At 69.8% G+C, this 23,315-nt stretch carries 18 protein-coding genes and 1 pseudogene; 11 read left to right on the top strand and 8 right to left on the bottom strand.

Annotation, left to right across the window (positions count from 1 at the left end; all coding sequences use genetic code 11):
- Window positions 1-11 precede the first annotated feature (11 nt).
- From K9S39_RS08090 to K9S39_RS08070, 5 genes are all read left to right on the top strand, one after another.
- Window positions 12-1,154: a CaiB/BaiF CoA transferase family protein gene (locus K9S39_RS08090; RefSeq protein ID WP_248862644.1), complete on the top strand. Its 1,143-nt coding sequence runs from the start codon at window positions 12-14 to the stop codon at window positions 1,152-1,154.
- On the top strand, window positions 1,154-2,179 hold the full coding sequence (locus tag K9S39_RS08085) for an LLM class F420-dependent oxidoreductase (RefSeq protein ID WP_248862643.1): 1,026 nt from the start codon (window positions 1,154-1,156) through the stop codon (window positions 2,177-2,179). The genes K9S39_RS08090 and K9S39_RS08085 overlap by 1 nt, the downstream gene beginning before the upstream one ends.
- Window positions 2,180-2,284: 105 nt before the next feature.
- On the top strand, window positions 2,285-3,427 hold the full coding sequence (locus tag K9S39_RS08080) for an acyl-CoA dehydrogenase family protein (protein WP_248862642.1): 1,143 nt from the start codon (window positions 2,285-2,287) through the stop codon (window positions 3,425-3,427).
- Window positions 3,428-3,489: 62 nt separating this feature from the next.
- Window positions 3,490-4,704 carry an acetyl-CoA C-acetyltransferase gene (locus K9S39_RS08075; protein ID WP_248862641.1) on the top strand — a complete coding sequence of 405 codons (1,215 nt, stop codon included), beginning with the start codon at window positions 3,490-3,492 and terminating at the stop codon, window positions 4,702-4,704.
- 33 nt (window positions 4,705-4,737) lie between these two features.
- Entirely contained in the window at window positions 4,738-6,933 is a 2,196-nt protein-coding gene (locus K9S39_RS08070) for a 3-hydroxyacyl-CoA dehydrogenase NAD-binding domain-containing protein (protein WP_248862640.1), read from the top strand.
- Window positions 6,934-6,970: 37 nt separating this feature from the next.
- On the opposite strand, the gene K9S39_RS08065 is transcribed toward K9S39_RS08070, so the two are convergent.
- Complete coding sequence (locus K9S39_RS08065; protein ID WP_248862639.1) at window positions 6,971-7,726, bottom strand: MerR family transcriptional regulator; 756 nt, start codon at window positions 7,724-7,726, stop codon at window positions 6,971-6,973.
- 115 nt (window positions 7,727-7,841) lie between these two features.
- On the opposite strand from K9S39_RS08065, the gene K9S39_RS08060 reads away from it, so the two are divergent.
- The 3 genes and pseudogenes from K9S39_RS08060 to K9S39_RS08050 form a co-directional block, all read left to right on the top strand.
- On the top strand, window positions 7,842-9,698 hold the full coding sequence (locus K9S39_RS08060; RefSeq protein ID WP_248862638.1) for an AMP-dependent synthetase/ligase: 1,857 nt from the start codon (window positions 7,842-7,844) through the stop codon (window positions 9,696-9,698).
- A 132-nt stretch (window positions 9,699-9,830) separates the two neighbouring features.
- A complete protein-coding gene (locus tag K9S39_RS08055) occupies window positions 9,831-11,294 on the top strand; it encodes an amino acid permease (protein ID WP_248862637.1) in 1,464 nt (487 codons plus the stop codon).
- Window positions 11,295-11,534: 240 nt separating this feature from the next.
- Window positions 11,535-11,732: pseudogene (locus K9S39_RS08050) on the top strand (Appr-1-p processing protein); the annotation flags it as partial.
- Between the two features lie 36 nt (window positions 11,733-11,768).
- Here the strand turns inward: K9S39_RS08050 and sph are convergent.
- Together sph and K9S39_RS08040 are read right to left on the bottom strand one after the other, a co-directional pair.
- Window positions 11,769-12,749 carry a sphingomyelin phosphodiesterase gene (gene sph / locus K9S39_RS08045; RefSeq protein WP_248862636.1) on the bottom strand — a complete coding sequence of 327 codons (981 nt, stop codon included), beginning with the start codon at window positions 12,747-12,749 and terminating at the stop codon, window positions 11,769-11,771.
- 151 nt (window positions 12,750-12,900) lie between these two features.
- Entirely contained in the window at window positions 12,901-14,079 is a 1,179-nt protein-coding gene (locus K9S39_RS08040) for an acyl-CoA dehydrogenase family protein (protein ID WP_248862635.1), read from the bottom strand.
- A gap of 304 nt (window positions 14,080-14,383) precedes the next feature.
- Here K9S39_RS08040 and K9S39_RS08035 point away from each other — a divergent pair, with 304 nt between their 5' ends.
- A complete protein-coding gene (locus K9S39_RS08035; protein WP_283112293.1) occupies window positions 14,384-14,956 on the top strand; it encodes a TetR/AcrR family transcriptional regulator in 573 nt (190 codons plus the stop codon).
- A gap of 125 nt (window positions 14,957-15,081) precedes the next feature.
- Here K9S39_RS08035 and K9S39_RS08030 read toward each other — a convergent pair whose 3' ends face one another.
- From K9S39_RS08030 to K9S39_RS08015, 4 genes are all read right to left on the bottom strand, one after another.
- Window positions 15,082-16,548 (bottom strand): aldehyde dehydrogenase family protein, encoded by a 1,467-nt coding sequence (locus K9S39_RS08030; protein ID WP_248862634.1) that lies wholly within the window; start codon window positions 16,546-16,548, stop codon window positions 15,082-15,084.
- Entirely contained in the window at window positions 16,545-17,426 is an 882-nt protein-coding gene (locus tag K9S39_RS08025; RefSeq protein WP_248862633.1) for an oxygenase MpaB family protein, read from the bottom strand. The genes K9S39_RS08030 and K9S39_RS08025 overlap by 4 nt, the downstream gene beginning before the upstream one ends.
- A gap of 193 nt (window positions 17,427-17,619) precedes the next feature.
- Window positions 17,620-18,921 (bottom strand): DUF6114 domain-containing protein, encoded by a 1,302-nt coding sequence (locus K9S39_RS08020; protein ID WP_248862632.1) that lies wholly within the window; start codon window positions 18,919-18,921, stop codon window positions 17,620-17,622.
- 18 nt (window positions 18,922-18,939) lie between these two features.
- Complete coding sequence (locus tag K9S39_RS08015; protein WP_248862631.1) at window positions 18,940-19,560, bottom strand: DUF6230 family protein; 621 nt, start codon at window positions 19,558-19,560, stop codon at window positions 18,940-18,942.
- Between the two features lie 101 nt (window positions 19,561-19,661).
- Here K9S39_RS08015 and K9S39_RS08010 point away from each other — a divergent pair, with 101 nt between their 5' ends.
- Entirely contained in the window at window positions 19,662-20,600 is a 939-nt protein-coding gene (locus K9S39_RS08010; protein ID WP_248862630.1) for an oxygenase MpaB family protein, read from the top strand.
- A gap of 11 nt (window positions 20,601-20,611) precedes the next feature.
- Complete coding sequence (locus K9S39_RS08005; protein ID WP_248862629.1) at window positions 20,612-21,493, top strand: oxygenase MpaB family protein; 882 nt, start codon at window positions 20,612-20,614, stop codon at window positions 21,491-21,493.
- Between the two features lie 82 nt (window positions 21,494-21,575).
- On the opposite strand, the gene K9S39_RS08000 is transcribed toward K9S39_RS08005, so the two are convergent.
- The gene (locus K9S39_RS08000; RefSeq protein WP_248862628.1) at window positions 21,576-23,075 is read right to left on the bottom strand and encodes a M1 family metallopeptidase; all 1,500 of its coding nucleotides are present in this window, start codon (window positions 23,073-23,075) and stop codon (window positions 21,576-21,578) included.
- Window positions 23,076-23,315: the final 240 nt, after the last annotated feature.

Raw genomic sequence — 23,315 nt, 5'->3', positions numbered from 1 at the left:
CAGGGGGCGCGATGGCAGAATCAGGGAACGGCCCGCTGAGCGGGGTGCGGGTGGTCGAGCTGGCCGGCATCGGCCCGGGGCCGTTCGCGGCCATGTTGCTGGCCGATCTCGGTGCCGACGTCGTGCGCGTCGACCGCCCCGGAGGCGCGGGGCTGTCCATCGACCCGGCCTATGACATCACCAACCGCAACAAACGCTCGGTGCTGGTCGACCTGAAGCGCCCCCCAGGAGTGGCGCAGGTGCTGGACCTGGTCGAACGCGCCGATGTGCTGGTCGAGGGGTACCGACCGGGCGTCGCCGAGCGGCTCGGCGTCGGCCCCGAGGAGTGCCTGGCGCGCAACCCCCGCCTCGTCTACGGCCGGATGACCGGTTGGGGCCAGCAGGGCCCGCTCGCCGACACCGCCGGACACGACATCGGCTATATCGCCATCACGGGCGCCCTCGGCATGATCGGCCCTCCGGACGGCCCGCCCGCCGTCCCCGCCAACCTCGTCGGCGACTACGCCGGAGGCTCCCTCTACCTCGTCATCGGCGTCCTCGCCGCCCTTCTGCACGCCCGGGGCGAGGGCGGCAAGGGCCAGGTCGTGGATGCCGCGATCGTCGACGGCACGGCCCATCTCAGCTCGATGATCCACGGCATGCTGGCGGCCGGCGGCTGGCAGGACCGGCGCGGCGCGAATCTGCTGGACGGCGGCGCGCCGTTCTACGGGACGTACGAGACCGCCGACGGCGGCCATATGGCCGTCGGTGCGCTTGAGGAGCGGTTCTACGCCGAATTCATCCGCCGGCTGGGCATCGAGGACGACGTCCCCAGCCGCGACGACTTCGCCGCCTGGGGAGAGCTGCGCACCGCCATCGCGGCCCGCTTCAAGACCCGTACCCGCGAGGAGTGGACGGCGGTCTTCCAGGAGTCCGACGCCTGTGTGGCGCCCGTTCTGTCCCTCCGTGAGGCCCCGTCGCATCCGCATCTCGCCGCCCGCGGCACCTTCGTCGACCACGGCGGGATCACCCAGCCCGCACCCGCACCCCGTTTCTCCGACACCCCGGGCGTGATGCGCAGACCGCCCGCCCGGCCCGGCGCGGACACCGAAGAGGTCGCCCGCGACTGGCAGACCCCCAGTCTCACCGCCGAGCAGAAGGACACGGGCCGCTGATGGAACTCGCCACCACGCTCCAGTACGCGGGCGATCCGCGCCAGGCCGCCGAAGAGGTCGCCGCCCTGGAAAGCGCCGGCTTGGACGCCATCTGGGTCGCCGAGGCATACGGCTTCGACTCACCCACGATCATGGGTTTCCTGGCCGCCCGCACCGAGCACGCCAGGATCGGCTCGGCGATCCTCAATGTCTACTCCCGCACCCCCGCCCTGATCGCCCAGACCGCGGCCGGGCTCGACGCGATCTCCGGCGGCCGGGCGCTGCTGGGCCTGGGCGCGTCCGGCCCGCAGGTCGTCGAGGGCTGGCACGGCAAGCCGTACGACAGACCGCTGGGCCGCACCCGCGAGACCATCGAACTCTGCCGCCGTATCTGGCGCCGCGAGGTCATCGATCACCACGGCATCACGGACATGCCGCTGCCCAAGGAAAAGGGCGGCAAGCTCGGCAAGCCGCTGAAGATCCTCACCAGGCCGGTCCGACCCGGGATCCCCGTCTACGTGGCCGCTCTGGGCCCGGCCAACGTCCGGATGACGGCCGAGATCGCGGACGGCTGGCTGCCGACCCTCTTCATCCCGGAGAAGGCCAAGGACGTCTGGGGCACACCGCTCGCCGAGGGCGCCGCCGGGCGCGCTCCGGAGCTCGGCCCGCTGCAGACCGTGGCGGGCGGACTGCTGGCCATAGGGGAGGACGCCGCGGCCGTACGCGATCTCGCCCGCCCCGTCATCGCCCTGTACGTCGGCGGAATGGGGGCCAAGGGGAAGAACTTCTACCACGACCTGGCCGTCGCCTACGGCTACGAAGAAGCCGCGCACAAGATCCAGGAGCTGTACCTCGCCGGGAGGAAACGGGAAGCCGAAGCGGCCGTACCGGACGAATTCTGCGAGCTGATGTCGCTGTGCGGACCGGAGGGCTACGTCCGTGAGCGCATCGCGGCCTTCCGGGAGGCGGGCGTGACGATGCTCAACGTCCATCCCGTCGGACCGGAGCCCGCGAAGCTGATCGAGACCGTCAAGAACTGGCTGTGAGAAGGGCCGCCGCACCGATGACACAGACGCCGGACCTCCCCGGGGGCACACCCCCCAACCGACAGGCCCCGTCGCCCGAGAACGATTGCCCGAAGGGACAGTAGCGTGCAGCGCCAGATCTTCACCGACGATCACCACGCCTTCCGCGAGACGGTACGCACCTTCCTGACCAAGGAAGTGACGCCGCATTACGAGCAGTGGGAGAAGAACGGCATCGTCAGCCGGGACGCCTGGCGAGCGGCCGGCAAGCAGGGGCTGCTGGGCATGGCCGTGCCGGAGGAGTACGGCGGTGGCGGGGAGCCCGACTTCCGCTACAGCGCCGTACTGGCCGAGGAGTTCACCCGGGCGGGCGCCGCCGGATTCGCCGTCGGCCTGCACAACGACATCATCGGCCCGTACCTGACCACGCTCGGCACCGACGAGCAGAAGCACCGCTGGCTGCCCGGTTTCTGCACCGGCGACCTCATCACCGCCATCGCGATGACCGAGCCCGGCGCCGGCTCCGATCTGCAGGGCATCCGCACCACGGCGGAGGACCGCGGCGACCACTGGATCCTCAACGGCTCCAAGACCTTCATCTCCAACGGTATCCTCGCCGACCTCGTCATCGTGGTGGCCAGGACGGCGCCCGAGGGCGGGGCGCACGGCCTGAGCCTGCTGGTCGTCGAGCGGGAGATGGCGGGCTTCGAGCGCGGCCGCAATCTGGACAAGATCGGCCAGAAGTCCCAGGACACCGCCGAGTTGTTCTTCAACGACGTACGGGTCCCCAAGGAGAATCTGCTCGGCGAGCTGAACGGCGCGTTCGTTCACCTGATGACGCATCTCGCACAGGAGCGGATGGCCATCGCCGTCGCTGGTATCGCCGCCGCCGAACATCTCCTGGACATCACCACCGAGTACGTCAAGGAGCGCGAGGCCTTCGGGCGACCGCTGGCCAAAAAGCAGCACATCCGCTTCGAAATAGCCGAGATGGCCACCGAGTGCGCCGTCACCCGCGCCTTCCTCGACCGCTGTATCGCCGACCACGCCGCCGGCGAACTGGACGCGGTGCACGCCTCGATGGCCAAGTGGTGGGCCACCGAACTGCAAAAGCGCGTCGCCGACCGCTGCCTCCAACTCCATGGCGGCTACGGCTATATGACCGAATACCGCGTGGCCAGAGCCTTCACCGACGGCCGCATCCAGACGATCTACGGAGGTACGACCGAAATCATGAAGGAGATCATCGGCCGCTCCCTCCTCGACTGACCCGGACCGGCCGGTCCCCACCCGCCGCGAATGCCTCACCCTCATGCGAAAGGCTGCCTGACTTGAGTACCGAAGCGTACGTATACGACGCGATCCGCACCCCGCGCGGCCGCGGCAAGGCCAATGGCGCACTGCACGGCACCAAGCCGATCGACCTGGTCGTCGGCCTCCTCCACGAGGTGCGCCGGCGCTTCCCCGGCCTGGATCCGGCGGCGATCGACGACATCGTCCTCGGCGTCGTCGGGCCGGTCGGCGACCAGGGCTCCGACATCGCCCGTATCGCGGCGATCGCCGCCGGCCTGCCGGACACCGTCGCCGGCGTCCAGGAGAACCGCTTCTGTGCCTCCGGCCTCGAAGCGGTCAACATGGCCGCCGCCAAGGTCCGTTCGGGCTGGGAGGACCTGGTTCTGGCGGGTGGCGTGGAGTCGATGTCCCGGGTCCCGATGGCCTCCGACGGCGGCGCCTGGTTCGCCGACCCGATGACCAACTTCGACACCGGCTTCGTCCCGCAGGGCATCGGCGCCGACCTCATCGCCACCATCGAGGGCTACGGGCGGCGCGATGTCGACGAGTTCGCCGCCCTCTCCCAGGAGCGCGCCGCCGCGGCCTGGAAGGACGGCCGCTTCGAGCGCTCCGTCGTGCCGGTCAAGGACCGCAACGGGCTCACGATCCTGGACCACGACGAGCACATGCGGCCCGGCACCACCGCCGACTCGCTGGCCAAGCTGAAGCCGTCCTTCAAGGACGTCGGCGACCTCGGCGGCTTCGACGCGGTCGCGCTGCAGAAGTACCACTGGGTCGAGCAGATCGACCATGTGCACCACGCGGGCAACTCCTCCGGCATCGTGGACGGCGCGGCGCTGGTCGCCATCGGCTCCAAGGAGGTCGGCGAGCGCTACGGCCTCACCCCGCGGGCCCGCATCCTCTCCGCCGCGGTCTCCGGTTCCGAACCGACGATCATGCTGACCGGACCCGCCCCCGCCAGCCGCAAGGCACTGGCCAAGGCCGGGCTGACCATCGACGACATCGACCTGGTCGAGATCAACGAAGCCTTCGCCGCCGTCGTGCTGCGCTTCGTCAAGGACATGGGCCTGAGCCTGGACAAGGTCAATGTCAACGGCGGCGCCATCGCCCTGGGCCACCCCCTCGGCGCCACCGGCGCGATGATCCTCGGCACCCTCGTCGACGAGCTGGAGCGGCAGGACAAGCGCTACGGCCTGGCCACCCTGTGCGTCGGCGGCGGCATGGGTGTCGCCACCGTCATCGAGCGCCTCTGACCGCCCGTCCCAGACCCCTTACGGAGAAGCACAGTGAGCGAGCCCACCACCATTCGCTGGGAACAGGACGAGACCGGCGTCGTCACCCTCGTCCTGGACGACCCCAACCAGTCCGCGAACACCATGAACCAGGCGTTCAAGGACTCCATCGCGGCGATCGCCGACCGCGCCGAGGCCGAGCAGGACTCCATCCGCGGCATCATCTACACCTCCGCCAAGAAGACCTTCTTCGCGGGCGGCGACCTGAAGGAGATGATCCAGGTCGGCCCCGAGAACGCCCAGCAGGCATTCGACACGGGCACCGCCATCAAGAACTCCCTGCGCCGCATCGAGACCCTGGGCAAACCGGTCGTCGCGGCCCTCAACGGCTCCGCCCTGGGCGGCGGTTACGAGATCGCCCTCGCCAGCCACCACCGCATCGCACTCGACGCGCCCGGCTCCAAGATCGGCCTGCCCGAGGTCACCCTCGGCCTGCTCCCCGCCGGCGGCGGGGTGACCCGCGCCGTACGCCTCATGGGCATCGCGGACGCGCTGCTCAAGGTGCTGCTCCAGGGCACCCAGTACAACCCGCGGCGCGCCCTGGAGAACGGCCTCGTCCACGAAGTGGCGACGTCCGCCGACGACATGCTGGCCAAGGCCCGCGCCTTCATCGACGCCAACCCGGAGTCCGCACAGCCCTGGGACAAGCCCGGCTACAAGATCCCCGGCGGTACCCCGTCGAACCCGAAGTTCGCCGCCAACCTCCCGGCGTTCCCGGCCAACCTGAAGAAGCAGCTGGGCGGCGCCCCCTACCCGGCGCCGCGCAATATCCTCGCGACCGCCGTCGAGGGCTCACAGGTCGACTTCGAGACCGCGCTGACCATCGAGGCCCGGTACTTCACCGAGCTGGTCACCGGCCAGACCGCGAAGAACATGATCCAGGCATTCTTCTTCGACCTCCAGGCCGTCAACTCCGGCGCCAGCCGCCCCAAGGACATCGAGTCCAGGACCGTACGCAAGGCCGCGGTGCTCGGCGCCGGGATGATGGGCGCGGGCATCGCCTACGCGTGCGCCCGCGCGGGCATCGACGTCGTCCTCAAGGACGTGTCCGGGGAAGCCGCCCGGAAGGGCAAGGGCTACTCCGAGAAACTCTGCGCCAAGGCCGTCGCCAAGGGACGCACGACTCAGGAGAAGGCGGACGCCCTGCTGGCCCGTATCACGCCCACCGCGGACCCGCAGGACCTCGCGGGCTGCGACGCCGTGATCGAGGCGGTCTTCGAGGACCCGGCGCTCAAGCACAAGGTGTTCCAGGAGATCCAGGGCATCGTCGAGCCGGACGCACTGCTGTGCTCCAACACCTCGACACTGCCGATCACCCTGCTCGCCGAGGGCGTGGCGCGGCCGGTGGACTTCATCGGCCTGCACTTCTTCTCCCCCGTCGACAAGATGCCGCTCGTCGAGATCATCAAGGGCGAGCGGACGGGGAACGAGGCGCTCGCCCGCGCCTTCGACCTCGTACGCCAGATCAACAAGACCCCGATCGTCGTCAACGACTCGCGTGGCTTCTTCACCTCGCGTGTCATCGCCCACTTCATCAACGAAGGCGTCGCGATGGTCGGCGAGGGCATCGAGCCCGCGTCCATCGAGCAGGCCGCGGCCCAGGCGGGCTACCCGGCGAAGGTCCTCTCCCTGATGGACGAGCTGACCCTCACCCTGCCGCGCAAGATCCGTAACGAGACGAAGCGGGCCGTCGAAGAGGCGGGCGGCACCTGGCCGGGCCACCCCTCGGACGCCGTCATCGACCGCATGCTGGACGAGTTCGACCGCCCCGGGCGCAGCGGCGGCGCGGGCTTCTACGAGTACGGCGAGGACGGCAAGCGCGCCGGCCTGTGGCCGGGGCTGCGTGAGCACTTCCGGAAGCCCGGGTACGAGATCCCGTTCCGGGACATGCAGGAGCGCATGCTCTTCTCCGAGGCGCTGGACTCCGTCCGCTGCCTGGAGGAGGGCGTGCTCACCTCCGTCGCCGACGCCAACATCGGCTCCATCCTCGGTATCGGCTTCCCTGGCTGGACGGGCGGTGTGCTCCAGTACATCAATGGATACCAGGGCGGGCCGGGGCGGGAGGAACTCGTGGGCCTGCCCGGCTTCGTGGCCCGCGCCCGTGAGCTCCAGGCGGCGTACGGCGACCGGTTCGCGCCGTCGCCGCTGCTGATCGAGAAGGCCGAGAAGGGCGAGAAGTTCAGCGACTGACCGTGTACGGGGGCGGGCCGCCGTGGGCCCGCCCCCGTCAGGCCTCGCTCTCGTCAGGCCGCTCGGGCTTGTCGCTCTCGCCGAACCACTCCCGCAGCTCCTGCTTCATCGACCGCTGGAAGGCGGTGACCAGTGCCTGCACCACCAACGGCTGCATATGGGCGGACAGCGACTTCATCCGCGCCATCTCCTCCGCGTCCGGCCCGCCGTCCTGGTACGGCCCCCATACCTCGTCCTTGAAGAGCCGGCTCAGCTCGTGGGCCGCCGAGCGGGTGTGCTCGATGACGACGGTGCGCGCCGCGAGGATCGTCTCCAGCGCGATCGGGACGTCGAGCAGCCGCGTCCCCAGATGCAGCAGCCCCGGGTCGACCTGGAAGACCCGCGGATCATCGGTCCGCACGAGCACGCTCATGGCCGCCAGCCGGTCCAGGTCCTCCTCGGTCAGCTCCCGGCCGACCCGCCGCTCCAGCTGCTCCCGGGTCACGTCCTCCGCCTTGTCCGGGATCCAACTCGCCACCAGCGCACGGTGGATGGCGAGGTCCTGGGCGCTCAGATCGGGAGGCAGTTGCTGCAGATAGCGCTCGATCGCGGAGAGCGTCATGCCCTGGTGCTGGAGTTCCTCGATGAGCGCGAGCCGCGAGAGATGGTCCGGTCCATAGCGGCCGACCCTGCGCGGGCCGATCTCGGGCGGCGGCAGCAGCCCGCGCGTGCTGTAGAAGCGGATCGTGCGGACCGTGACGCCGGCGCGGGCGGCCAGTTCGTCGACCGTCAGGTCGGTGGCGGACTCCATCATGTCCAACAGTATTGCTGTCTCACCACTCTTGTGAAACCTTCCTGACCCGCGCAGCCCCGTATCTCCGCAGCTGGGGCCGGTCCCCTGAGCCGGCCCATCTCGCCAGGAGGCCACCTTGACCACGATCCTGCGTATGCCCGGCGAACCGGGCGAACTCACCCTTCCCGCCCTGCTGTTGCGCAACGCCGAAGATCACGGAGAGCTCCCCGCCCTGTCCTGGCGCGTCGGCGACGGGACCCACGGTACGCACTCCGGCGCGTGGCACACGCTCAGCTGGGCCGAGGTCCGCCGCCAGGTGGCCGAGCTGGCCGCCGGGTACCGCGCGCTCGGGGTGCGGCGGGGCGAGATCGTCCTCCTCATGATGGGCAACCGCCCCGAGCACTGGCTCAGCGACCTGGCCCTGGTGCACGTGGGAGCGGTCCCGGTGACGGTGTACGGCACCGCCGCGCCCGAGCAGATCGCCCATATCGCACGGCACAGCGGGGCCCGCTTCGCCGTGCTGGAGGGCGCGCGAGAGCTCCGACGCTGGGAACCGCTGCTCGTCGACGACACCGCTCGCCTGGAGAAGCTGGTGATCGTCGAGGCGGACACGGTCGCCGAACCAGCGGAGGAACCGGCCCGGCACGAGAGCTATGCCTCGCTGGCCGCCCGGGGCGCCGAGCTGTACGATCCCGCCGCGTTCGAGGCGGCGTGGCGGCAGACGGCCGCCGGCGACACCCTCACCGTCGTCTACACCTCCGGCACCACCGGCGACCCCAAGGGTGTCGTGGTCAGCCACCGCAATGTGCTGCTCAACGCACTGGCGCTGGATGGTGCGGTGGAACTGCCCGATCACGTCGAGCACCTCTGCTACCTCCCCTTCGCACATATCGCCGAGCGGATGCTGGGCATCTGTCTGCCGGTCTTCCGCGCCTCGCACGTCTACCTCTGCGCCGACCCGGCGGCGGTCGCGGCGACCGCGCGCGAGCTGCGTCCGGCGCAGTTCTTCGGCGTGCCGAGGGTCTGGGAGAAGCTCGCGGCGGCGGTAGGGGCGGTGCTCGCGCGGCTCCCGGAGGAGCGGCGGGCGGCCGTCGAGGCGGCCGCCGAGACCGCCCGTGCGTATGTCGACTGCCAGGAGCGGGGGCAGCGGCCGGCCGGGCTGGCGCACGCGTACGCCAAGGCGAGGGCCGAGGTGCTGGACCCGCTGCTGGCGCAGGCCGGATTCGACCGCCTGGTGTGGACGGCGAGCGCCTCCGCGCCGATGCCGCCGGATGTGGTGCGGTTCTGGGCGGGCCTGGGCATCGTGGTCATGGATGCGTGGGGGCTGACCGAGACGGTGGGGGTGTGCACGACCAACAGCCCCGGCGCCTTCCGGCTGGGCTCGGTCGGCCGTCCGATCGACGGCTTGGAGGTGCGTACCGCCGAGGACGGGGAGATCGAGGTGCGGGGGCGGACCGTCTGCGCGGGATATCTGCGCGCCGACGGGTCGGTGGCACCGGCGACCGACGCCGACGGCTGGTTCGCGACGGGCGACATCGGCCGGGTCGACGAGGACGGGTTCCTCTGGCTGACCGACCGCAAGAAGGAAATGATCGTGACGTCCACCGGCAAGAACGTCTCGCCGGCTCTGGTGGAGAACACCCTCAAGGAGCATCCGCTCATCGGGCAGGCGCTGGTGCACGGCGACGGCCGGTCGTATCTGGTCGCGCTCCTGGTGCTGGACGCGGAGCTCGCCCCGGCCTGGGCGGCGCGACGCGGCATCACGGGGACGCTGCGGGAGCTGGCCGGGCATCCGGCCGTACGGGAAGAGGTCGAGCGGGCCGTTTCGGCCGCCAACGCCCGGCTCAACCGGACGGAGCAGGTCAAGCGGTTTTCGCTGCTGAGCGAGGAGTGGGGACCGGAATCGGGTGAGCTGACTCCTTCCTTGAAGCTGCGCCGGAAGATCATTTCGGACAAATATCGCCAAGAGCTGGATGGCTTGTATCACTTGTGATCTTGCCCACAGACGGGAGGCGTCTCTTCGTGGAAGGTGTGCGGTCGGCCTACTTTGCGCGATCCGCGAAACCCACGGCCACAGCGCCTGCCCGAACGGCCTCAGCGCCTGCCCGAAAGTGAGAAAGCAGCAGTGAGCACAGAAACCCTTCCGGACGAGGTTCACAAGCCGTCGGACGGGGGGAAAGGCGTCCCGCAGGACGCGGGCGACGCGGGCTACAGCAAGGGCCTCAAGGGCCGGCACATCAACATGATCGCCATCGGCGGAGCGATCGGAACCGGCCTCTTCCTGGGCGCCGGCGGCCGGCTGCACTCCGCCGGACCCGCGCTGGCCATCGCCTACGCGGTCTGCGGCCTTTTCGCCTTCTTCGTCGTCCGGGCCCTCGGCGAGCTGGTGCTGCACCGTCCGTCGTCCGGATCCTTCGTGTCGTACGCCCGTGAGTTCCTGGGGGAGAAGGGCGCCTACGTCGCTGGCTGGATGTATGTCGTGAACTGGTCGACGACCGGTATCGCCGACATCACCGCGGTCGCGCTCTACACGCACTACTGGAGTCTGTTCACCGACATCCCGCAGTGGGTGATGGCCCTGATCGCGCTGGCGGTCGTGCTGGCGGTGAACCTGATCTCGGTGAAGATCTTCGGTGAGCTGGAGTTCTGGTTCGCGATCATCAAGGTCGCCGCGCTGGTCGCCTTCATGTTCATCGGCATCTTCCTGCTGGCCACCCAGCACCCCGTTGGCGGGCACACACCGGGCCTCGATCTGCTGACCGACAACGGCGGCATCTTCCCGACCGGTCTGCTGCCCGTGGTGATCGTGCTGCAGGGCGTGGTCTTCGCCTACTCCGCCGTCGAGCTGGTCGGCGTGACCGCCGGTGAGACCAGCGAGCCGGAGAAGGTTGTGCCGAAGGCCGTCAACTCCATCATGTGGCGGGTCGGTCTCTTCTATGTCGGCTCGGTGGTACTGCTGGCGATGCTGCTGCCGTGGAACGAATTCACCGGCAGGGAGAGCCCCTTCGTGACGGTGCTGTCCAACGTCGGGGTGCCGGCGGCCGGCGATGTGATGAACCTCGTCGTGCTCACCGCCGCCATGTCGAGCCTGAACTCCGGTCTCTACTCGACCGGCCGCATCCTGCGCTCCATGTCGATGGCGGGCTCCGCGCCCAAGTTCGCCGGGCTGATGAACCGCAACCAGGTTCCGTACGGCGGCATCATGCTCACCTCGTCGGTGTGTGTGCTCGGCGTCGGGCTCAACTACCTCATGCCGGGCGAGGCGTTCGAGATCGTGCTGAACATCGCGGCGCTGGGCATCATCAGCACCTGGTGCACGATCATGATCTGTCACATGGTGTTCGTCCGGCGCGCGAAGGAGGGCAGGGTCACGCGGCCCCGCTTCCGGCTCCCCGGCACGCCGGTCACCGACCTCGCGACCATCGCCTTCCTGCTCGGCGTCATCGTCCTGATGTGGTTCGACGGCGGTGTCGGCCGGCAGACCGTGATGATCATCCCGGTGCTCGGGGTGGCGCTGGTCATCGGCTGGTACGTGGTACGCGGCCGGGTGCACCGCATCGCCGCGGAGCGCGAGCTGACGAAGAGGTAGCCGCATATCGTCGGCGCCTGAGGAATCCTGAGGAATCAAGGGCGGCCGCGGAGGCCCGAGAGCTTCTGCGGCCGCCCTTGCGTGTGCCGTCCCGGCCGATTGTCAGTGGTCGCCCTTACCGTGGATTCATGGTTCAGATCACGGGGGTTGAGAGCATGGAGAGCGCAGCGGGGATCACCTGCGTCAAAGGGGACGCCACCGCGTCGCAGGGCAGGGGCGTCGGTGATCGCGCATGTCCGCAAGGGTGTCCCAGCGCGGTACGAGGTCATCGCCGCCGGGCTCGGCCGGATCGCGGCCAGGGCCCAGGAGCTCGGGGCGTCGGTTCATATGCCGCGCATCGGCTGTGGGCGGGCGGGCGGCAGGTGGTCCCGGGTGGAGCCCTCGTATCCGAGCGGCTCCACCCGGCGCGGCGTACCGGTGACGGTCTGCGACCACTGAACTCCCGGACTGAATTCCCCGCTTGCCGGGCGCGGCTCAGCCTCCGATCACCGGGTAGTGATCGGAGAGGTTGGTGTAGGTGTAGTCGGTGCCCCAGCTGGAGACCGTCCAGGGGGCCGACCGCTCCTTGATCACCTCGTTCTGCCAGCCGGCGGGACGGGCGTGGCCCTTGCGGTGCAGGACATAGTCCAGGTCCTCCCGGGGATCCGTCGGATAGCGGTCCTTGGCGATGGAGTTCTCCTGGGTGTCGAACGAGTACGGATGGCCCGTGCGGCTGTCGGCGGGCGCGAGATCGCCGTTGCTGAGCAGAGTGCCGTACTCGGAGCTGCGCGAGTCGATGTTCAGATCGCCCGCGACCATGACCTGTTCGTCCGCCGGGATGTTCTTGGCATCCAGGAAGGAGTCCATCTCTGTGAGCTGCTTGGCGCGGTCGGCGGCCGCCTCACCCGCCGCGCAGCCCGAGTCGGTCGACTGGGCATGTGTGCCGACCGTATGCACCTTGGTGCCGTTGACGTCCAACACGGCATAGACAAAGCCCTTGTTGGCGTAGGAGTCCGCGCCGCAGGCGTCCTGGTAGATGTACTGCTCCTTGCGGAGGATCGGCCACTTACTCAGCAGGGTCACCCCGCCGTCCTCGGGAGTGACGGACGAGTAGGCGCCGCCGGTGGCGTCCCAGCCGTCCTTGCTCCGGCCCACCACCGGGGTCTGGTGCGGGTACTGCGCGGCGGCGTCGGACTTCAGCGCGTCGGAGGAGGAGTTGTCGAAGGCTTCCTGGAGGACGACGACGTCCTTTCCCTGGAAGAAGTCCGCGGCCGGGATCGCCTGGGCACGGTGGTCCTGGCCCCAGTTGGGATAGAGGTTCTTGCTCATGAGGAAGGCGTTGTAGGTGAGCACCTTCAGACGGGGGGTGTCGGCGGCCGACGCGGTCGGGGACGCGGCGGCCAGCGTGACGGCGGCGAGGGCCGTGGCTATCGCGGCGGTCCGGGAAGTGCGCGGGGACGAATGCGAATCGGTCACGGAAACTCCCTGTGGGGGGTGGGGGGTTGGGGGAGGGATGATGCGGCGTCACTTATCCAAGCAGCTGCGGTTACCTTGGGGTAACCAGCGGGTGGGCAGGAGATTGACAGTCCGCGTCCACCGGCCGCCGCCGTCGCATTCGCCGTCGCGGCTACAGCCCGTAGGTCTTGCCGATGATGTCGCGCTGGATCTCGCTGGTACCGCCGTAGACGGTCGAGATCACGGCCGTCCGCAGATGGCGTTCCATGTCGTACTCCGTGGCGTATCCATAGCCGCCCATCATCTGCATCCCTTCCAGGGCCGCGTGTTTGGCGGTCTCGGTGGCCTTGAGCTTCGCCATGGATGCCTCGCGGGGGAAGAGCCGTTCCGGCTCCGCGTCGCAGTGGGCCGCCACATCCCGTACGAGCAGCCCCGCGCACCCGATCTCGGTGGCCAGGTCGGCAAGACGGTGGCGCAAAGCCTGGAACGAGCCGACGGGCCGGCCGAATTGCTCGCGCTCGCGGACATGGGCCAGCGTGTCGTCGAAGATACGCCGGGACAGGCCGAGCATGTGGGCGGCGAGGAAGAGGCGTTCGGCGTTGAGGCCCGCCATCAGCTGCGCCCAGGCGTGATCGGCCTCGCCGACGACGGCGTCGGCGGGAAGCCGTACATCGGTGAGATAGACGTCGTTGACCTCTCGGCCGCCCATGGTGTCGATGCCCCGGATGTCGACACCGGGGGTGGCGGTTGGCAGATGGAACATGGTCAGGCCGGTGTGCTTGTCGCCGCGCCCCGGGCGCCCGTTGTCGCGGCTCTCGCTCCTGCCGCCGGTTCGGGCCACCAGCAGGATGTACTCGGCGAGATGGGCGTTGGAGATCCAGGCCTTGTGGCCGTTGATCAGCCACCCGCCGTCCTGGGCGCGTTCGGCCCGGCAGCGCAGTGCGGCGACATCCGACCCCGCGTCGGGCTCGGACATCGCGATGGCCAGCACCTGCCCGGCGACCGCCCCGCCGATCGCGGCCTTCTTCTGTGCCGGGCTGCCGAACTTCTCATACGCCTTGGCGCTGATCACCGAGGTGATGAAGCCGCCGGCCGGGACGAGGCCGTGCGCGCACTCCTCCAGGAAGAGACAGGCGTCCGTCATCCCGCCGCCCGCGCCGCCGTACTCTTCGGGAAGGCAGACCCCGAGCCAGCCCAGGGCCGCCAGTTTCGCGTACAGCGCGGGACTGTGCGGGCCGCCGACCTCGGCGGCCAGGGCGTCGCGCTGTTCGCGGGTCCCGCACTCGCGGCGGGCGAACTCGCGCAGCGCGGTGACGAAGTCCTGCTGTTCGGGGGAGAGCGGCATGGGCATCGAATACCTCCTGTGCAGGGCTGAGTTACAAAGTTATTCGGTTAGTGTCTGTGTTGCTGGAGGACGCTGGGCATGGCGCGCCGGGTGTCTTGGCGGGTGTGTGGCGTGGGTGTGTTGGCGTTCGGCCTGCGTCGCAGCGTGCGTCGCCGGGTGTTGTCGGGATCAGCAGCAGGGGGTGGGGAGAATGGGTGCACGGAGTACGGACGCACGGAGTACGGACGGGGCGGCGCCGACTCCCGGGCGGGGCAAGGACGTTGCGCCCGGTGACGGGTCGCTGCTCGCCCGTGCGCTGGAGGGGGCGCCGGTGGGTGACGCGCTGACCGAGAAGATTCTTGATGCCGCCCGTGAGCAGTTCATGACGTTCGGCCTGCGTCGGTCGACCGTTGACGATGTGGCCAAGCGGGCCAAGGTGTCCCGTGTGACGGTGTACCGGCGGGTGGGCAACAAGGACGAGCTGGTGCAGCGGGTTCTGCTGCGGGAGTACCGGCACTTCGTGAGCGAGGTGGACGCGGCCGTTGCCGGGCTGCCGACGATGGAGGAGCGGATGGTGGAGGGGTTTGCCGCCATCCTGCGACTGATACGGGGGCATCCGCTGATCGGTGGGCTGATGCGGCTGGAGCCGGAGACGATGCTGCCGTATCTGACGCTGGAGAGCGGGCCGTCGTTCGTGGCGATGCGGGAGTATCTGGCCGCGCATCTGCGCCGTGCCCAGCGCTCGGAGGGGCGCGCCGAGCGGGATCCGACGCCGGTCGCCGAATTGATGGTGCGGATCACCGTTTCCTTTCTGCTCAATCCGGTGAGTTGCTTCGAGTTGGGTGATGACGAGCAGGCGCGGGAGTTTGCTCGGCGGTATTTGACGCCGTTGCTGGATCGGTGAGCGGTGCCGGATGCGCGCCGGTGGCGCCGCTTGGGGATCGGCACAGCGGGACCCCACCGGCGGGCAGCAGGAGCAGGGGGACCCCCATGGCCCTGCGGCACGCCTGCCCACAGCGGGTGCTGGGGCTATGTATGCAGTCGGCGGCCCAGGTTGATGGTGCGGGCCGCTGAGCGCCGCGATGTCGCGAAGCTTGTCAGGTCGACCGGCGGGCGGAAGCGGCGGATCGTGACGGATTGGGGGGCGGTGAAGGCGCGCAGGCCGTCCGGGCCGTGGATGCGACCGTGGCCGGAGTCGGCGGAGCCGCCGAAGGGGAGGGCGGGGATGGCCGCGAAGCCCAGTACCGAATTGACCGATACCGCACCCGAATTGAGGCGTGCGGCGAGGGCGAGGCCGGTGCGGCGGCTGCCGGTGAAGACCGCCGCGCCGAGGGCGTAGGAGCCGGCGTTGGCGTGTGCCACGCCCTCGTCGAGGTCGCGGACGGCGTTGACGGCGACGGTCGGGCCGAAGGTCTCCTCGCGCATGGCGGGGGAGTCCTCCGGGACGTCGGCCAGGACGATGGGGTGCGCATAGGGAGGACGGATCGACTCGGGGCCGCCGTGCGCCGCGTGGGCGCCGCCCGCCAGCGCCTCCTTCGTATGGCGTTCCACGGTGGCGAGCTGACCGGGGAGGGTGAGCGGCCCGTAGCACGCCTCCGGATCGGCACCGGGGCGCAGCGCTCGCGCGCGGTGCACGATCCGCTCGCAGAGGTCGGCATGGACCGAGGCGACGGCGTAGACGCGTTCGACACCGGCGCAGGTCTGGCCGGCGTTCGCCATGGCGCCCCAGACGATCGCGTCGGCCGCCGCGTCCAGGTCCGCCGAGGCGTCCACCAGGACGGCGTCTTTGCCGCCGCACTCGGCGAGCAGCGGGGTGAGCCGTTCGGCGCAGACCGCGGCGACCTTGCGGGCGGTGCCCGGCGCACCGGTGAACGCCACCATGTCGACACCGGAGCGGGCCAGCGCCTCCCCGGCCGGGCCGTGCCCGGTCACGGCCTGGAGGAGAGTGGGGTGGTCGGGCACCGCTTGGGCGAAGCTCGCCGACAGCAACTCGCCCACCCCCGCTGTGAGTTCGGAGGGCTTGAAGACCACGGCGTTGCCGGCGGCGAGGGCATAGCCGATCGAGCCCATCGGGGTATACAGCGGATAGTTCCAGGGGCCGATCACCCCTACGACGCCGAGCGGACGACGGTCCAGCAGGGCGCGCTGATGGAGGGCGAGCAGACCGGAAGGGACACGGCGCCGGCGCAGTACCCGGCGGGCGTTACGCGCCGCCCAGTCCAGATGGACGACGGTGAGCAGCACCTCGGCCCGCGCGTCATGGACCGGTTTACCCGTCTCGGCGCTGATCAGCTCCGCGAATTCGTCCATCCTCCGGGCCAGCGACCGCTTCCAGGTACGCAGCCGCGCCCGGCGACCCGCCCAGCCGCACGCGGCCCAGCGGCGGGCCGCCGCATGTGCCCTGTCGACGGCGGCGCCGATCTCCTCGGGGCCGTGTACCGGGTGCTCGCCGACCGGTTCGCCGGTCACGGGGGAGTGGGAGGTGAAAACGGTCATGAAGCGTCCTCGCAGGGGAGCGGCTTGAGAGGGCGGTGCTGGGCCCAGGCGGGGCCGAGGTCGTCGAGTGTGTAGCCGAAGGGGTAGGAGCGGGGTGCGGCCAGGCCGGGACGGGATTCGGGGCGGGCCGGTGTGAGGCGTACGAAGGCGGAGCGGAGCCGTAGCGCTCGTGCGGCCGATGTCCTCAGCCAGGCCGGCTGTTGAGGGAAGCCCAGGGCGCGCAACAGGGGTTCGTCGAGCAGCGCCAGGGAGAATCGGGCGAGGGCGGGGCGCAGCGCGGCCGGGTACCAGGCGGCCATCACCCGGAAGGTGGCGTTGGCGACCCGGTGGTTGGCCGGGTCGTAGGCAAACATTTCGGCCTCGTAGTCGTCGAGCAGCTTCTCGAAACCGGCCATGGTGCGGGGCGCGCCCTCGATTCCCATCATGGTGGCCATCTTGTGGCCGACCAGCGCGAGGGCTTGGTTCTCCTGGGCACAGAGCGGCCGCCAGCCGAAGCGGTCGATCCAGCGTTTGGGGCCGACGACCGTGGTGGCCAGGACATAGCGGTAATCGTCGTTGGGGATCCGGTATGTGCCGTGGATGCGGTTGAGGTGGCGGGCGGCGGCCCGGCCCCGCTCGGAGTCGAAGCCCTCGACGGACATCTCGTAGCCGAACAGCACCGTGTCGTCGTAGCGTTTCTGTCCCGCGCGCTCAAACTCCTGTGTCCGGTCGAGGAGTTGGGATATACGGGGGACTCCGTAGTCGCGGAGGAAGGCGATGGAGACGCCCTGGGCGTAGTCCCACGGGAATTCGTACTGGGTGATCCAGCGGAAGATCTGCTCGAAGTCCCGCTCGGGGTCCATACGGCGGATCTGTCGCAGGCGGCTGTAGCGGCCCATGGGCGGGCACCTCCTGAAGGTAGGCGAACGGTTGCCGCGCTGTGCACGACTGCGCTGGCAGTGCTCACGGCCGTGAGTGATTGCCGGCGCTGCTCACCGCTGCCAGCGCTGCCGGCGATTGCCGGTGCCGCTAGCGACTCCTCTTTTAGCGCCGCTAACGGATTTCTGGCGCTGCTAGCGAGTGCTAGTGCTGCTAGCGGCTGCGCAGGACCGTGTAGCGGACGTCCGCGGCGTCGACGAGGACCTGGCCCGCGGTGACCGGTTCCATGGTCAGTTCGGGGAGCTGGACGGCGATGGGGAGATTGGCGGGGATGATGTCCGCGCCGACGCAGATCTGCGGGGTGTTGACCTTGAGCCAGGGGATTTCGACGGAGCCCTTGAGGTAGGTGGCGTAGACGTCGACGTTGCGGATGTCGAGCTGGACGTCCAGGACGTGTGTGGTGCCGTCGGGGCCCTTGACCTCCAGATGGTAGTCGTCGGCGACGATGCGGGCGGCGTGCACCCAGAGGACCTTGATCCGGCCGCCGCCGACGGTGGGCAGATAGGTCGTGCCGTGGATGATCGCGTCGGTGGCCGTGAGGCGGGTGGCGTCGACGGTGGGGTGGTGGGGGCTGACGGGGTAGCCGGCCCGGCCGGGACCCGGTTGGTCGCCGATGACCAGTGGAGGTTTGAGCGCGGTGAGGTCGTCGGGGGAGCCGACGGTGCCGGGCTTCGCGGTCTTGGCAGGTGGGGTGGGGCGGTCCTCGCCGGACGGTGGCGGTCCGGTGGGGTCGGGGTTGTCGGCGCCGCCGGTGTCCACGCCGGTCAGGCAGGGGAGGGAGACCTCGGCCGGGGTGTCGCGGGGATCGCGCGCGTCGCGGGAGTCATCGGGGTCACCGGACCGGGCTGCCTCGGCGACGGCCGGACGGGCGGCCGACGCAGGCTCCGGAACAGCCGCCACCAGCCCGGCGGCGAGCGCGAGCGGCAGCATCAGGGCGAGGGCAGGGCGGACGGCGGGGAGGAAGGCCCGGGCGCCCGGCATCCGCCGGACGGCCCGGACCTCACGCGCTTTTGGGCGCGCGGTCACCGCCCCCTCGTGCGGCAGCCACCCGAAGGCCATCGACGACCCCAGCAGCCCCAGCCCGCACCCGATGCCGAAGCCGCCCAGATTGGTCGTGGCGAGGGAGACCAGCGAGGCGATGGCGGTGACGACGGAGATGAACATCCGTTGCGCGGGGGCGAAGAGGAAGAAGAGCCCGCCGGCGATGAGGACCAGACCGACGCCGATCGCGGACATCGCGCCGATCCCGACCCTGAGCATCAACGGCAGCGGGGCGAGCGGCAGCACGATCAGTTCCAGGCCGCCGGCGATGGTCCACAGCCCGGCCCAGAACGGACGCCTGCGCCGCCAGGACCGCAGCGGTCCGCGCAGCCCGGGCGCGGGCAGTATCCGGTCCAGCCAGCTACCGGTCTCCTTGGCCAGCTCGGCGAGGAAGCCGAGAACGAAGGTGATCACGAGATCGGCTCCCCTCGGCTAGTAGCACTCTTTGCCGGTATGGCTCAGCTCGATCTCGACCTTGTCGAGGGTGAGCGAGCCGCCGTTCGAGGCCCAGGCGGTGCTCCGCACATCGCGGGCGACGGCGGTGCTCGCCTGGACCCCGAAGAGTCCCCGGGGGCCGGTAACCCCCGGAGCGGCGGTGAGAGTTGACGCGTCCCGACCCGCCTGCACCCCGGTCACCCGGCCGCCGCTGCTGGTCAGCGCGTCGGCGTTGACCACGAGATGCTCGCCCGAGATGGGCCGCTCGGCACCGGACCGTACGATCAGCGACACCTCGCCGACCAGCGGCAGCCGCTGCTTCATCGATACGCAGACCCCCTTCGCCGTACCGGACTTGATGCCCGCCAGCAGGACGGCGTGCCCCTTTCCGTCCTTGCTGCCGAGCGAGGACGGAAAGCTGGAGATGCCACGGCCGGTGATCTCGTCGGCGGAGACCTTGAAGTTCTTGCCGGAGACCGCGAAGGAGGCCGCCATCGCGCCCTGGGCCAGGGCGATGACGACCGCTCCGACGCAGGCCACACCGGGTACCAGCATCACGGCGGTCCGCTTCCAGTGCGTACGTCCCTCGGGGCTCAACTCGCGTGCTTTCGCGGCCATTTCGGGGTGCCTCCCGACGGGTGAGTCAATGTTACAAGGACTATTGACTTGTTTCATAAGCCGCGTCAACACTGCTGACACGGATTCACCAAGGAGGCCGGATGAGTACCCCGACACCAGCCGACAGCCCTCTCGAACCGGCACCGGAGGCGGCCTCGCGCGGGCCGGCCGCGCAGGTACGCGCACCTCGGCGCGGCGGTGCGGCCTGGCGGTATTTCGGAGACACCCGGGCGTTCCTGACGGCACCTCAGCTGCTGCTGCTCCAGGTCGCGCACCCCGTGGTCGGCGCCGGCGTCGAGGACCACTCCACCTTCCGTGACGAGCCCTGGCAGCGGCTGTTCCGTACCGTCAGCTCGCTGAGCACCGTGATCTACGGAGGCCAGGGGGCCGCCACCGCCGAGGCCCGGCGGCTGATCGAGGCCCACCGGACGATGAAGGGCGTCGACGCACAGGGCCGCCGCTACCACGCCCTGCACCCCGAGGCGTACCACTGGGTGCACGCCACCCTCGTCCGCGGGCCGGTCGATGCGCTGCGCCTCTTCGGCAGGGGGCTGACGGCGGAGGAGACCGAGGAGTACTACCGCGACATGCGGGACGTGGGCCGGGTCTGGGGGCTGAAGGGCCATCACCTTCCGCCCGACTGGGCGTCTTTCCGTGCCTACTACGACGCGATGGTCGCGGAGCGGCTGGAGATGAACCAGTCGGTCCAGGACGTCCTGGACGAACTGGCCCGCCCACAGAAGCCGCCGGTCCGCTGGGTGCCGGCGATCCTGTGGCGGCCGTTCGCCGCCGTCGCCGCGCACTATGCGCTGCTGGTCACCATCGGTGTGCTGCCGCCGGTGCTGCGTACCCGACTCGGCCTCGCCTGGACGCCGAAGCAGGAGCGCCGGCTGCGCCGCTTCGCCCGGCTGGTGCGCTGTCTCATGGCGCTGGTGCCGCCACCGCTGCGGATCGCCCCCGCCCTGTTCATGGCCTACTGGAACACCCACCGGCCCGGCACCGACCCCAGCACTCGACGTCCACTAGGGGCCGTCGTATGATCATTAATGTCATGAATGACGCGAATTCCGTGCGAAACGGACCGCAGCCTCCAGCGCCCGGAGGAGTGCTCTGGTCGCTGGTCGGAGACATCCGGACGCTGCTCACCCTGCCCGCCGCACTGACCATGCAGGTCGCGCACCCCGCGGTGGGCGCGGGCGTGGACGAGCACTCCGTGTTCCGTACCGACCCGTGGGGGCGCGGCGAACGGTCGCTGGTCTCGCTGCAGCAGTGGGTGTACGGCGGGGAGGACGCGGCCGAGGAGGGACGCCGGCTGCGGCGGCTGCACAAGACCATCCAGGGCACCGACGCCCACGGCCGCACGTACCACGCGCTCACCCCCGCCCACTACGCCTGGGTGCACGCCACCGGCTACCCCGTCTTCCGGCACGGTCAGCGGTATCTGGGCCGCCCCTTCACCGAGGCCCAGGAGCGGCAGCTGTACGCGGAGTGGCTGCAGGTCGGCCGGGTCCTGGGCATCAACGACCGCGATATGCCGCAGACGATCGAGGAGTTCTGGCCGTACTACCGCAAGATGCTCGACAACGAGATCGAAGAGACCGCAGTGGTACGGGAGTTGATCTCCACGGACCGGCCGGTGCCGCCCCCGGACCGCGGCCCGCGGTGGCTGCGCCTGCTGCTCAGGTTTGCCTGGCCGGTGATCCTGCCCCGGTTCCTGCGCTTCCGGCGCTTCGTCACGATCGGGCTGATGCCGCCGGACGCACGGCGCGCCATCGGGCTGGAGTGGACCGACGCCCAGGAGCGCCGGCTGCGCCGCTTCGGCCGGGTCGTGCGCGTTGTGGTGCCCGTGCTTCCGGAGCGGCTGCGCTTCATGCCGATGGCGCGCCGGGCCCGGCGGGCGGCGCGTGCGTCACTAGGGACGAAGCGCGTGTAAAAAGAGGCGAAGCGCGTAACGAGGGACGACGCGCGTCATGAGGCACGAACGGAGCCGGGGACGCCCCCCGGCTCCGACCGGATCAGTGGCTGTGCTCGTGCTCGTGCACGGTGTTCGTGGCCGCGATCTTCTTCCAGGACTTGGGCTGTGCGACCGGTGCCTGCTGCGCGCCGAGCGTGCGCTTCGCGGCCCCCGCCGACGGCTTCGCCTGCTGGAACAGCCAGGTGTCGAAGAAGTCGCCCAGCTGCTTGCCGGACTTCTTCTCGGCGAACTTCACGAAGTCGGCCACCGAGCCGTTGCCGTACTTGTTCTCGGTAGGCCAGGTCTTGAGGATGTCGAAGAACACCTTCTCGCCGACCTTGTTGCGCAGCGCCTGAAGCGTCAGCGCGCCCCGGTCGTAGACCGCGATGTCGAACTGCTTGTCCGCGCCGGGGTCGCCGGGCTTGACCGTCCAGAACGCGTCATCGGCCGGGTGCTGGGCGTAGACGTAGTCGGCGAGTTCCTGTGCCGTGCCCTCACCCTCCTTCTCCGACCACAGCCACTGGCTGTAACGGGCGAAGCCCTCGTTGACCCAGATGTCCTTCCAGTCCTTGACCGACACACTGTCGCCGTACCACTGGTGTGCCAGCTCGTGCACCACGACGGAGACGTTGGAACCCCGGTCGAAGACCCGCTTCCCGTAGAACGGGCGGGTCTGGGTCTCCAGCGCGTACCCGGCCGGGACGTTCGGTACATAGCCGCCGACCGCGTTGAACGGATACGGACCGAAGACGCCCTCCAGCCACTCGGTGATCTCGGTGGTGCGCTCGATGCTCGCGCTCGCCGAGCCGGTGTGCCCGCCGAGGTCCTTGCTGACGGCGTTGATCACCGGCAGGCCGTTCGCGGTGGTGTCCTTGGTGATGTCGAACCTGCCGACGGCGAGCGTGGCCAGATACGTCGCCTGCGGCTTGTCCGAGCGCCAGTTGTAGCGCGTCCAGCCGAGCTTGGAGGTCTCCGAGGCGAGGATGCCGTTGCTGAGCGCCTGGGTGCCGTCCGGGACCGCGATCGACACGTCGTAGGTGGCCTTGTCGGTGGGGTGGTCATTGCCCGGGAACCACCATGCGGAGCCGTGCGGCTCCTGCGCCACCACCGCACCGTCGGGCGTACGGGCCCAGGCCGTGAAGCCGTCGATCTTCAGCTCGGAGGGCTTGCCCGCGTAGCGCACCACGACGCTTATCCGCTTGCCCTTCTCCAGGGGCGCGGGCGGGGTGACCTCCAGCTCGTGCTTGCCGGAGGTGGCGAATGCCGCCTTCTTGCCGTTGACCCGGATCTCGCTGACCTTGAGGCCGAAGTCGAGGTTGAAGCGGGAGAGGTTCTGCGTGGTGGTGGCGAGCAGCGTCGCCGTTCCCTCCAGCCGGTCGGTCTTCGGCTGGTACTTGAGCCGCAGGTCGTAGTGGGAAACGTCGTATCCGCCGTTTCCGCTCTCGGGGTAGTAGGAGTCGCCTACACCCGGAGCGCCCGGAGTGAAGTCGGCCGCCGATGCCGGGATCGCCAGCAGCAGGCTGAGTGCGGCCGCACCCGGGACGAGGAGTCTGTGACGCACGAGTCCTCCAACTCGTAGGGGAGATGGCGTTTCAGACCCTATGCAGTCGGACGAGTCACCGCCATGTACATGGCTCATCTGACACATGACCGACATGAACCGCCATCGGTCCCCGGCTCCTCCCCGCCGGTCATCCGCCACCGGCCGCCCTCCCGTACTCACCCGCACTCTTACGCACGGCAGTTGGCCGCGCTACCGTCCGGCGGGTGACGAATTGTGCGCGGGGCACCCGCATTCCGT

Source organism: Streptomyces halobius, from assembly GCF_023277745.1.
Lineage (GTDB): Bacteria > Actinomycetota > Actinomycetes > Streptomycetales > Streptomycetaceae > Streptomyces > Streptomyces halobius.
This window is presented reverse-complemented; position numbering and strand designations above follow the sequence as displayed.